Here is a 12,370-nt window from a genome sequence, read left to right on the forward strand (position 1 = left end):
CGTTGTCGTGGGTTCGATCCCCATCGTCCACCCCATATTTCGAAAGGCGCCAGATGTAACAGTCTGGCGCCTTTGCTTTAAAGCTTCACCTGCGGATGTGGTGGAATTGGTAGACACACTGGATTTAGGTTCCAGCGCCGCGAGGCGTAAGAGTTCGAGTCTCTTCATCCGCACCAATTAAAGCTTCATTCATGTCTTCGGGCTGGTGAGGTTTCAACAAAGAAGTTGTTTGGCTTTTTTGTTACGCAATATGGTGGGCGTAGCTCAGTTGGTAGAGCACGGGATTGTGACTCCCGTTGTCGTGGGTTCGATCCCCATCGTCCACCCCATATTTCGAAAGGCGCCAGATTTAACAGTCTGGCGCCTTTTTTGTTTTAGCGGTTCTGAAAACCGGCGATTGTCGGTTTTTGGGCGCAGGGGCAGGGCGCTTCGTCGTATTTATGTTGCTCGATGATGCCGCGCTGCTCGCCGGGCTTGCTAGCAAGAACGGCCGTCAGGGAGTGATTGGCAGTCTCTTCTATATATAGAAGCGGTTGGCGCAGGGCCCTGGCGTGATTGGTTGTATTCGCCTGTGGGGCGCGCTGCATTGGTGTAGCGGTCCCGATAAAATGCCTGCTGTTTTTTTACCCGTTTTCAGTAGGGTGACTTCTTGAGTTTGACCCACTAGAATGCATGCCCTTGATTCTGGGGTCGGAAACGGCCGGCTAACGTCTGTGCAACGAGGAATATCCATGCAAGTTTCTGTTGAAAATACTACTGCTCTCGAGCGCCGCATGAGCGTCACCGTGCCGGCTGAGCGCATCGAGACTCAGGTCAACAAGCGTCTGCAGCAGACTGCCCAAAAGGCCAAGATTGCTGGCTTCCGTCCAGGCAAAGTGCCAATGAGCGAAATCAAGCGCCGTTTCGGTGCTGATGCTCGTCAGGAAGCTGTAGGCGACGTGATCCAGTCCTCCTTCTACGAAGCTGTGGTTGAGCAGAAGCTGAACCCGGCTGGTTCGCCATCGATCGAGCCAAAATCGCTCGAAGCTGGCAAGGACCTGGAATACGTTGCTGTATTCGAAGTGTTCCCTGAGTTCACCGTTGCCGGTTTCGACGGCATCACCGTTGAGCGCCTGAGCGCTGACGTGGCTGACGCTGACCTGGACAAAATGCTCGACATCCTGCGTAAGCAGAACACTCGTTTTGAAGTGGCCGATCGCGCTGCCCAGAACGAAGACCAACTGAACATCGATTTCGTTGGCAAGGTTGACGGCGAAGTGTTCGCCGGCGGTTCCGCCAAGGGCACTCAGCTGGTACTGGGTTCCGGCCGCATGATCCCGGGCTTCGAAGAAGGCCTGGTTGGCGCTAAAGCTGGCGAAGAGCGCGTTCTGAACCTGACCTTCCCAGAGGACTATCAGAACCTGGACCTGGCTGGCAAAACCGCTGAGTTCACCGTGACCGTCAACACTGTTTCCGAGCCTAAGCTGCCAGAGCTGAACGAAGAGTTCTTCGCTCAATTCGGCATCAAGGAAAGCGGCATCGACGGTTTCCGCACCGAAGTTCGCAAGAACATGGAGCGCGAACTGCGTCAGGCGATCAAATCCAAGGTCAAGAATCAGGTAATGGACGGTCTGCTGGCCACCAACCCGATCGAAGTGCCTAAGGCGCTGCTGTCCAACGAAGTTGACCGTCTGCGCGTGCAGGCTGTTCAGCAGTTCGGCGGCAACATCAAGCCTGATCAACTGCCGGCCGAGCTGTTCGAAGAGCAAGCCAAGCGCCGCGTCGTGCTGGGTCTGATCGTTGCTGAAGTGGTCAAGCAGTTCGACCTGAAGCCTGACGAAGCTCGCGTTCGCGAAATGATTCAGGAAATGGCTTCGGCTTACCAAGAGCCTGAGCAGGTTGTGTCGTGGTACTACAAAAACGAGCAGCAACTGAACGAAGTGCGTTCGGTTGTGCTGGAAGAACAAGTTGTGGATACTGTTCTGCAGAAAGCTAGTGTGACCGACAAAGCGGTCTCTTACGAAGAAGCAGTCAAGCCGGTAGAAGCTCCAGCAGCCGACTGATTGATTTTGCGTTAAGACGTACACACCATAAGCCAGCTCTCGAGCTGGCTTATGCGTATTCAAGACATAACTATTTGGGAGCGACTGCAGAGCATGTTCCGTAATTCTTATATTCAGCAGAACTCTGATATCCAGGCCGCAGGCGGCCTGGTCCCGATGGTTGTCGAGCAGTCTGCTCGTGGCGAACGCGCCTATGACATCTATTCGCGCCTGCTCAAGGAGCGAGTGATCTTTCTGGTTGGTCCGGTAGAGGACTACATGGCCAACCTGATCTGCGCGCAACTGCTGTTCCTTGAAGCGGAAAACCCGGACAAGGACATCCATCTCTACATCAACTCGCCGGGCGGTTCGGTGACTGCAGGCATGTCGATCTACGACACCATGCAGTTCATCAAGCCGAACGTGTCGACCACCTGCATCGGCCAGGCCTGCAGCATGGGCGCGTTCCTGCTGACCGCAGGTGCACCCGGCAAGCGTTTCTGCCTGCCGAACTCGCGCGTGATGATTCACCAGCCACTGGGCGGTTTCCAGGGCCAGGCGTCGGATATCGAAATCCACGCCAAGGAAATCCTCTTCATTCGCGAGCGACTGAACACGCTGATGGCCAAGCACAGCGGGCGTACTCTGGAAGAAATCGAGCGCGATACCAATCGCGACAACTTCATGAGTGCAGAAGCTGCGAAGGAATATGGCCTGATCGACGAAGTGATCAACCAGCGCCCAGCTTAAAATAAGCAGCTCAAAATAGGCTTGGTCGGCTTGTCTGATCAGCGGCGGGCTTGAAAAAGCCCGCAATAGCCTTCATCTTGTGTTGCAAGCCTATCGGATTTGGATCGAACGAATGACTGACACCCGCAACGGCGAGGACAACGGCAAGCTGCTCTATTGCTCCTTCTGTGGCAAAAGCCAGCATGAAGTGCGCAAATTGATTGCCGGCCCCTCGGTCTTTATCTGCGACGAGTGCGTCGACCTGTGCAATGACATCATCCGTGAGGAGGTGCAGGAAGCCCAGGCCGAAAGCAGCGCGCATAAATTGCCTTCGCCTAAAGAAATCAGCGGCATCCTTGACCAGTACGTCATTGGTCAGGAGCGTGCGAAAAAGGTTTTGGCCGTAGCGGTGTACAACCACTACAAGCGCCTGAACCAGCGTGACAAAAAGGCTGACGACGTCGAACTCGGCAAGAGCAACATCCTGCTGATCGGCCCGACAGGCTCCGGTAAAACCCTGCTGGCCGAAACACTGGCCCGCTTGCTGAACGTTCCGTTCACCATCGCCGACGCAACCACCCTCACCGAGGCGGGTTACGTGGGTGAAGATGTCGAGAACATCATTCAGAAACTGCTGCAGAAGTGCGATTACGACGTAGAAAAAGCCCAGATGGGTATTGTCTACATCGATGAAATCGACAAGATTTCCCGCAAGTCCGATAACCCGTCGATCACCCGGGACGTTTCCGGTGAAGGCGTGCAACAGGCCTTGCTGAAGTTGATCGAAGGCACGGTCGCTTCCGTACCGCCGCAAGGTGGTCGCAAGCACCCGCAGCAGGAATTTCTGCAGGTCGACACCCGTAACATCCTGTTCATCTGCGGTGGTGCGTTCTCCGGTCTGGAAAAGGTTATTCAAAACCGTTCCACCAAGGGCGGCATCGGTTTCAACGCAGAAGTGCGCAGCAAGGAAGAAGGCAAGAAAGTCGGTGAATCCCTGCGTGAAGTCGAGCCTGACGATCTGGTCAAGTTCGGTCTGATCCCGGAGTTCGTCGGTCGTCTGCCGGTCCTCGCGACGCTGGACGAGCTGGATGAGGCTGCGCTGATGCAGATCCTCACCGAGCCGAAAAATGCTCTGACCAAACAGTATGCCAAGCTGTTCGAGATGGAAGGCGTGGATCTGGAATTCCGGACCGACGCACTGAAATCGGTCGCCAAGCGTGCCCTGGAACGTAAAACCGGTGCCCGTGGCCTGCGCTCGATTCTCGAAGGTGTACTGCTCGACACGATGTATGAAATCCCCTCGCAGTCCGAGGTGAGCAAAGTCGTGATCGATGAAAGCGTGATCGAAGGCAAGTCCAAGCCACTGTATATCTACGAAAACAGTGAGCCGGCTGCCAAGGCAGCGCCGGACGCGTAAGCGTCCACCGCGCCGCAACAAAGAAGGGGCCTTCGGGCCTCTTTTTTTTTATGTCGTTTTTTACATCCGCTTTGCGCTTGTTTTTTTTCAAGGCAGCCCCCATCTTGGTTTCAAGCTCAATTCCATCTGATTACGGCCATATGGCCGCCGTAGAGGCGAAATCATGAAGACAACCATCGAATTGCCTCTCCTGCCATTGCGTGATGTCGTGGTTTATCCGCACATGGTTATCCCGCTGTTCGTGGGGCGCGAGAAATCCATCGAAGCCCTCGAGGCCGCGATGACGGGCGACAAGCAGATCCTGCTGCTGGCCCAGAGAAACCCGGCTGACGACGATCCCGGTGAAGACGCTCTCTATCGCGTAGGTACCATCGCTACTGTTCTACAGCTGCTCAAGCTGCCTGACGGCACCGTCAAGGTGCTGGTCGAGGGTGAGCAGCGCGGCACTGTCGAGCGCTTCAGCGAAGTCGACGGCCACTGCCGTGCCGAAGTGTCGCTGATCGAAGAGGTCGACGCCGCCGAGCGCGAATCCGAAGTGTTCGTGCGCACCTTGCTGTCGCAGTTCGAACAATATGTGCAGCTGGGCAAGAAAGTCCCGGCTGAAGTCCTGTCGTCGCTCAACAGCATCGATGAGCCGGGTCGTCTGGTCGATACCATGGCGGCGCACATGGCGCTGAAAATCGAGCAGAAGCAGGAAATCCTCGAAATCATCGATTTGTCGGCCCGGGTCGAGCACGTTCTGGCGTTGCTGGATGCCGAGATCGATCTGCTGCAAGTCGAAAAACGCATTCGTGGTCGCGTCAAAAAGCAAATGGAGCGCAGTCAGCGCGAGTACTACCTGAATGAGCAGATGAAGGCCATTCAGAAAGAACTCGGCGACAGCGACGAAGGCCACAACGAAATCGAAGACCTGAAAAAGCGTATCGACGCTGCCGGTCTGCCGAAAGATGCGTTGGCCAAAGCCACGGCCGAGCTGAACAAGCTCAAGCAAATGTCGCCGATGTCCGCTGAGGCCACCGTGGTGCGCTCGTACATCGACTGGCTGGTGCAAGTGCCGTGGAAGGCGCAGAGCAAAGTGCGCCTGGACCTGGCGCGCGCAGAAGACATTCTCGATGCCGATCACTACGGTCTCGAAGAGGTCAAGGAACGTATCCTCGAATACCTCGCCGTGCAAAAACGTGTGAAGAAAATTCGTGGCCCGGTGTTGTGCCTGGTCGGTCCTCCGGGCGTGGGTAAAACCTCGCTGGCAGAGTCGATTGCGCATGCCACCAACCGCAAATTTGTACGTATGGCCCTTGGTGGCGTGCGTGATGAAGCGGAAATTCGCGGTCACCGTCGGACTTACATCGGTTCGATGCCAGGAAGATTGATTCAAAAGATGACAAAGGTGGGGGTGCGCAACCCGCTGTTCCTGCTCGATGAAATCGACAAAATGGGCAGCGACATGCGTGGCGACCCAGCATCGGCGTTGCTGGAAGTGCTCGATCCGGAGCAGAACCACAACTTCAACGACCACTATCTGGAAGTCGATTACGACCTCTCGGATGTGATGTTCCTGTGCACCTCGAACTCGATGAACATCCCGCCGGCGCTGCTCGACCGGATGGAAGTCATCCGTCTGCCGGGCTACACCGAAGACGAGAAGATCAACATTGCCGTCAAATACCTCTCGCCAAAACAGATCGCCGCCAATGGTCTGAAGAAAGGCGAGCTGGAATTCGACGCAGAAGCGATCCGCGACATCATCCGTTACTACACCCGTGAAGCCGGTGTGCGTGGCCTCGAACGGCAGATCGCCAAGGTCTGCCGCAAAGCGGTGAAAGAGCACGCAATGGAGAAACGCTTCTCGGTGAAAGTGACAGCTGATCTGCTGGAACACTTCCTCGGTGTGCGCAAGTTCCGCTACGGTCTGGCCGAGCAACAGGATCAGATCGGTCAGGTGACCGGCCTTGCCTGGACGCAGGTTGGCGGCGAATTGCTGACCATCGAAGCCGCGGTTGTGCCGGGTAAAGGTCAATTGATCAAGACCGGTTCGCTGGGCGATGTAATGGTCGAATCGATCACTGCCGCGCTCACCGTGGTGCGCAGCCGTGCCAAGAGCCTGGGCATTCCTCTGGACTTCCACGAGAAGCGCGACACGCATATCCACATGCCGGAAGGGGCGACCCCGAAGGATGGCCCTAGCGCTGGTGTAGGCATGTGCACGGCACTGGTGTCGGCATTGACCGGGATCCCGGTGCGCGCCGACGTGGCCATGACGGGTGAAATTACGTTGCGTGGTCAGGTGCTGGCGATTGGTGGTTTGAAGGAAAAACTGCTGGCGGCTCACCGCGGCGGAATCAAGATCGTGATTATTCCGGAAGAGAACGTGCGTGATCTGAAGGAGATTCCTGACAATATCAAGCAGGATCTGCAGATTAAACCGGTTAAATGGATTGACGAGGTCCTGCAAATTGCGCTGCAATACGCGCCGGAGCCCTTGCCGGATGTGGCTCCTGAGATAGTTGCCAAGGACGAAAAACGTGAGTCTGACTCTAAGGAAAGAATTAGCACGCATTAATACGCTTTTGCCTGGGGGGCTTCCTTGACAGTTTTTTAGAGCCCTTGTTATAAAGCGGCTCTTAAGTGTCTGTAGGCCATTCAGCACTCGTTTTTGCTTTCACCAAAAAACTTAGAATCATCTCAAAATAGATATAAGGGGACTTAGAGTGAACAAGTCGGAACTGATTGATGCTATCGCTGCATCCGCTGATATCCCGAAAGCTGCTGCTGGCCGTGCGCTGGACGCTGTAATCGAATCCGTCACTGGCGCTCTGAAGGCTGGCGACTCCGTTGTTCTGGTTGGTTTCGGTACTTTCTCCGTGACGGACCGTCCGGCTCGTACCGGTCGTAACCCTCAGACCGGCAAGACTCTGGAAATCCCGGCTGCCAAGAAGCCAGGTTTCAAAGCCGGTAAAGCACTGAAAGAAGCTGTTAACTAAGTTTTCAGGTTTTTACCCATCCGGGTCGGGGTCATGCCTGACTTGGCAGCGGAGCGGTAGAGCAGGTAGCTGAAACAGTTGCCTGTAACGCCGGGATCGAGGGTTCGAGCCCTGTCCGCTCCGCCAGTTACGAGAAGGCGCATCCTCGGATGCGCCTTTCTTCTATCCGGATTCTACCCACGCTCCACGGTTGCCTAATTTTGAAGTTCAACCGTTTCTGGGGGACGCATGCTGCAGAATATCAGGGACAATTCACAAGGCTGGATTGCCAAGACCATTATCGGGGTCATCGTTGCACTGATGGCTCTGACCGGTTTCGACGCCATTTTCCAGGCCACGACTCACAAGAATGAGGCGGCCAAGGTCAATGGTGATGAAATCAGCCAGAACGAGCTGAGCCAGGCCGTTGACATGCAACGCCGTCAGTTGATGCAACAGCTGGGCAAGGACTTCGATGCTTCCTTGCTCGACGAAAAAATGCTCCGCGAATCGGCCCTCAAGGGTCTGATCGATCGCAAGCTGTTGCTGCAAGGCGCCGAACAAGCGAAATTCGCTTTCTCCGAAGGCGCACTGGACCAAGTGATCCTGCAGACACCTGAGTTTCAGGTGGACGGCAAGTTCAGCTCCGAGCGTTTCGACCAGGTAATCCGTCAACTGGGTTACAGCCGTATGCAGTTCCGCCAGATGCTGGCTCAGGAAATGCTGATCGGCCAATTGCGTGCCGGTGTGGCGGGCAGCGGTTTCGTCACCGACGCTGAAGTGCTGGCATTCGCCCGTCTGGAAAAACAGACCCGCGATTTCGCCACCCTGAACGTCAAGGCTGACCCAGCGGCGGTCAAGTTGACCGACGACGAAGTCAAGGCTTACTACGACGAGCACGCCAAGGAGTTCATGACTCCGGATCAAGTGATCATCGATTACGTAGAACTGAAGAAGTCTTCGTTCTTTGATCAGGTTGCCGTCAAGGACGAAGACCTGCAGGCGGCGTATCAGAAAGAGATCGCTAACCTGTCGGAACAGCGTCGTGCCGCGCACATTCTGATCGAAGTGAACGACAAGACCACCGAAGCTCAGGCCAAGGCGAAGATCGAAGACGTCCAGGCGCGTCTGGCCAAGGGCGAGAAGTTCGAAGCGCTGGCCAAAGAGTTCTCCCAGGACCCGGGTTCGGCCAATAATGGCGGTGACCTCGGTTACGCAGGTCCTGGTGTTTACGACCCGGCGTTCGAAAAAGCCTTGTACTCCTTGTCGAAAGACCAGGTGTCTGATCCGATTCGTACCGACTTCGGTTATCACCTGATCAAGCTGTTGGGCGTGGAAGCGCCTGAAGTGCCGACCCTGGCCAGCCTGAAAGACAAGCTGACTCGCGAGCTGAAAGCCGCACAGGTCGAGCAGCGTTTCGTCGAGGCGACCAAGCAACTGGAAGACTCGGCGTTCGAAGCGTCTGACCTGGCTCAGCCAGCGGCGGATCTGAAGCTGACCGTGCACACCTCCAAGCCGTTCGGCCGTGAGGGTGGCGAAGGTGTTGCGGCCAACCGTGCCGTGGTGACCGCTGCGTTCAGCACTGAAGTGATCGACGAAGGTGCCAACAGCACCGCCATCGAGCTGGATCCGGAAACCGTGATCGTGCTGCGTTCCAAAGAGCACCTGAAGCCTGCGCAACTGCCGCTGGAAAGCGTGAATGCGGCCATCCGCACTCAGTTGACCAAAGAGCACGCGAGTGCGGCTGCCAAGACCAAGGCCGAGAAGCTGATTGCTGATCTGCGTGATGGCAAGGCGCCGTTGGACAAAGCGGTTGAGGGTCAGAACTGGAAAGCCACTGAAGCGGCCACCCGTGGTCAGGAAGGTGTTGATCCGGCGGTGCTGCAAGCGTTGTTCCGTATGCCGAAGCCGGCTGCGAAGGATAAGCCGACGTTCACCAGCGTGACCTTGCCGGATGGCAGTCTGATGATCGTGCGTCTGAACGGCGTTAACGAAGCGGCTGCGCCGACGGATGAAGAGAAGGTTCAGTACCGTCGTTTCCTTGCTTCGCGTGAGGGGCAGCAGGACTTTGCGGCGTATCGCAAGCAGTTGGAAGCTCAGGCGGACATCAAGCGGTTTTGATGGTTGACTGAGATTTGATGTGATGTGGAAGCCCCGGCCTGAATAGGTCGGGGCTTTTTTTTGGGCGTTGGGTCGTGGCGGCCTTTGGGCCGACCATGTTCTTGGGGTTTTGGGTGAATATCCGTTGCTTCGGGTGCTGCCGCTGGCGGTTTCGCCCTTACGGCGAGGCACTTTTTCCAGACGCCGAAAAAGTACCCAAAAAGGCTTGTCCCAACGTTCGGCCCGCTCGCTAAAGCTCGGGGTTCCTTCGCTCCGGGATTCATCCGGGGGGCATCGCCTACGGTTTGCTTCGCTGCACCTCCTTTCGATGTGTTTGGCTTCGCCAAACGGTCGCTGCGCTCCCACCCCCGGATAAACCCCTCCACTCAGCCTGCCGACGGGACCGGTGGATCAAGATCAAAAGCTGCAGCCGAGCTAACGCTCATCCTGTTGAGTGGGGCGGCTTTGCCGCGTGGGCCGCGCACAAATTCAAGCTGTAGGAGTGAGCCTGCTCGCGATGGCGGCCTGACAGCCGACCAATCTTCTGTCAGATGTACTCCGTTCCATTGTAGGAGTGAGCCTGCTCGCGATGGCGGCCTGCCAGCCGGCCAATCTTCTGTCAGATGTACTCCGTTCCATTGTAGGAGTGAGCCTGCTCGCGAAAGCGGCCTGACAGCCAACCAATTTTCTATCTGATGTACTCAATCCAATTGTGGGAGCGAGCCTGCTCGCGAAAGCGGCCTCCCAGCCGACCAATCTTCTGTCAGACATACTCAATCCAACTGTAGGAGTGAGCCAGCTCGCGATGGCGGCCTGTCAATGGATCAGTTTCCAGCCGTCTGGCCTCAACCCAACAGCGCACTCGGTTTCATCCAGCTCTTGGAAAACCATGGTCCCGGGCGTTGACCGCTACTGACAGGGTCAATACCAGCAATCCTGCAACAATCCACGGGAATGCCCCCACCCCAAGGTTCCCCAGCAACAAACCACCCACCAAACCACCGCCAGCAATCCCGACATTCCACAGCGTAACCAACATCGATTGCGCGGTATCGGCAGCCTCTTTCGCGGTTTTGGCTGATGCGGTTTGCAGCAGCGATGGCATGGCGCCGAACGCCAGTCCCCAGACAGTGGTAGCGATGTAAATGACAATCGGCGAATCGCGCCACAGGCCCAGCACGACCGCTGACAGCATGAACAGCCCGGCACTGATCAACACCAGTTCGCGCAGCCAGCGGTCAATCAGGCTGCCGACGATCCAGAGGCTCAGTACCGAAGCAAGTCCGAATGCCAGCAGCACGCGGTCGACATTGGCGTCCAGCCCGGACGGTTGTAGGAACGGCGCGATGTAGGTGTACAACAAGTTGTGCGCGATGACGTAGGTGAGGGTGACCAGCAACACGGATCGCACGCCCGGCAAGGTAAATACCTGACGTATCGGCATGCGGTTTCCCGCGCGTTCACCGGCGAAGTCCGGGACTTGCCAGTGCACCCAGATCACCAGCGCAACGGTCAGTCCGGTCATGATGGCGAAGCTCAGGCGCCAGCCGACCAGGGTGCCGAGCAGGGTGCCTGCGGGGATTCCCAGCGACAGCGCCAGTGGCGCGCCGAGCATCGCTACCGTTATGGCGCGGCCTTGCAGGTGCGGGGCAACCATGCGGCTCGCGTAACCCGCCAGCAGCGCCCACAGCAGCCCGGCAAATACGCCGGCAATAAACCGTGCAATCAGCGTCAGCCAGTACCACTCCGACAGGGCAGTGAGGCTGTTGGCGATGGCAAAGCCTGCGATGGCGGACAGCAGCAACGGTTTTCTTCGCCAGCCACGGGTGGCGATCGTCAGCGGGATTGCTGCCAGGATCGAACCGAGCGCATACAGCGTGACCAATTGCCCGATCAGCGCCTGGGAAACATTCAGGCCACTGCTCATCTGCGGCAACAGGCCAGCGGGCAGGGCTTCGGTCATGACCGTAATGAATCCGGCGGTGGCCAGTGCCAGAAGCGCGGCGAGGGGTAATCGCTCGCGGCGTTCGACAGGTTGTTCAAGTACGGGGCAATCGAGTTGTGCGTCGTTCATAAGCCGGCATCCGTGTGCAGAGTTGACGAGGAGCACAGGGTAGGGCGCTGTACATCGGTGAAAAACGGGTTAAGGTTCCGAACATATCGGACACGGATGTCAGCAATGGGAGGGTGGTATGGATAGCCTGGGCAGTATTTCGGTGTTTGTGCAGGTGGCCGAGACGCGCAGTTTCACCGAAGCGGGACGGCTGCAAGGGGTGTCATCGTCGGCGGTGGGCAAAAGTATTGCGCGGCTGGAAGCGCGACTGGGCGTGCGGCTGTTTCAACGCACCACGCGCAGCGTCACGCTGACCAGTGAAGGGGCGCTGTTTCTTGAGCGCTGTCGCAAGATTCTTGCGGAAGTCGAGGCAGCGGAATTCGAGTTGTGTGACGCCACTGCCAAACCTCATGGCAAGTTGCGCATCAGCCTGCCGCAGGTGCATGGCCTGGTGATGCCGGTGATGAACGAGTTCATGGCGCTGTATCCGCTGATTGAGCTGGACCTGGATTTGACCGATCGCATGGTCGATGTGGTTGAGGAAGGTTTCGACGCCGTGATCCGCACCGGCAAACCGCGGGATTCTCGATTGATGGCGCGACCGTTGGGCGAATTTCACATGGTGCTGGTGGCCAGCCCGGCTTACCTGGCGCAGCGCGGTGTGCCGCAAACCCCCGGCGATCTGGCAGCGCACGCGTGCCTTCGGCATACCTTTCATGCCACCGGCAAACTGGAAACCTGGCCGCTGATCCGCGTGGAGGGCGCCGCAGAGCCGACGTTGCCGACGCGGCTGGTCAGTACGTCCATTGAAGCCGTGAGCCACGCGGCGCTGGCGGGTATGGGCATTGCCTGTCTGCCGGATTTCATGACCCGCGAGGCCGAGGCGCAAGGCCGCTTGCGTCGCGTGCTTGATATACATCTTGAACACACCGGGCAGTTCTGGGTCCTATGGCCAACAAGTCGCCACGCCACAGCGAAATTGCGCGTGTTCATCGATCATCTGGCGTTGCGACTTTTTCCCGCAACTGACGGTCGATAGCGTTGTAACTGCTTTAAGACACTAATCCATGCGCCGCAGGGTCGTGATCTG

General features: G+C 57.2%; 8 protein-coding genes and 2 tRNA genes. 9 read left to right on the top strand and 1 reads right to left on the bottom strand.

Annotated features, from left to right (window positions below; all coding sequences use genetic code 11):
• The first annotated feature begins 91 nt into the window (after positions 1-91).
• The 8 genes from ACWR1S_RS09775 (at position 92) to ACWR1S_RS09810 (ending at position 9,248) form a co-directional block, all read left to right on the top strand.
• A tRNA-Leu gene (locus ACWR1S_RS09775) sits at positions 92-176 on the top strand.
• A 77-nt stretch (positions 177-253) separates the two neighbouring features.
• Positions 254-329 (top strand) — tRNA-His (locus tag ACWR1S_RS09780).
• A 402-nt stretch (positions 330-731) separates the two neighbouring features.
• Positions 732-2,042, top strand: coding sequence for a trigger factor (gene tig / locus ACWR1S_RS09785; RefSeq protein WP_038362792.1), 1,311 nt, complete (start codon positions 732-734; stop codon positions 2,040-2,042).
• Between the two features lie 93 nt (positions 2,043-2,135).
• A complete protein-coding gene (gene clpP / locus ACWR1S_RS09790) occupies positions 2,136-2,771 on the top strand; it encodes an ATP-dependent Clp endopeptidase proteolytic subunit ClpP (protein WP_007951559.1) in 636 nt (211 codons plus the stop codon).
• A 112-nt stretch (positions 2,772-2,883) separates the two neighbouring features.
• Entirely contained in the window at positions 2,884-4,167 is a 1,284-nt protein-coding gene (gene clpX / locus ACWR1S_RS09795) for an ATP-dependent Clp protease ATP-binding subunit ClpX (RefSeq protein WP_454563335.1), read from the top strand.
• A 163-nt stretch (positions 4,168-4,330) separates the two neighbouring features.
• Positions 4,331-6,727 carry an endopeptidase La gene (gene lon, locus ACWR1S_RS09800; RefSeq protein ID WP_016986884.1) on the top strand — a complete coding sequence of 799 codons (2,397 nt, stop codon included), beginning with the start codon at positions 4,331-4,333 and terminating at the stop codon, positions 6,725-6,727.
• A 148-nt stretch (positions 6,728-6,875) separates the two neighbouring features.
• Entirely contained in the window at positions 6,876-7,148 is a 273-nt protein-coding gene (locus ACWR1S_RS09805; RefSeq protein WP_003183171.1) for an HU family DNA-binding protein, read from the top strand.
• 228 nt (positions 7,149-7,376) lie between these two features.
• Positions 7,377-9,248, top strand: coding sequence for a SurA N-terminal domain-containing protein (locus ACWR1S_RS09810; protein ID WP_454563336.1), 1,872 nt, complete (start codon positions 7,377-7,379; stop codon positions 9,246-9,248).
• Positions 9,249-10,095: 847 nt separating this feature from the next.
• On the opposite strand, the gene ACWR1S_RS09815 is transcribed toward ACWR1S_RS09810, so the two are convergent.
• Positions 10,096-11,301 carry an MFS transporter gene (locus ACWR1S_RS09815; protein ID WP_454563337.1) on the bottom strand — a complete coding sequence of 402 codons (1,206 nt, stop codon included), beginning with the start codon at positions 11,299-11,301 and terminating at the stop codon, positions 10,096-10,098.
• A 118-nt stretch (positions 11,302-11,419) separates the two neighbouring features.
• Here ACWR1S_RS09815 and ACWR1S_RS09820 point away from each other — a divergent pair, with 118 nt between their 5' ends.
• Positions 11,420-12,319, top strand: coding sequence for a LysR family transcriptional regulator (locus ACWR1S_RS09820; RefSeq protein WP_454563338.1), 900 nt, complete (start codon positions 11,420-11,422; stop codon positions 12,317-12,319).
• Positions 12,320-12,370 lie beyond the last annotated feature (51 nt).

It is taken from the genome of Pseudomonas sp. AIG, assembly GCF_977020205.1.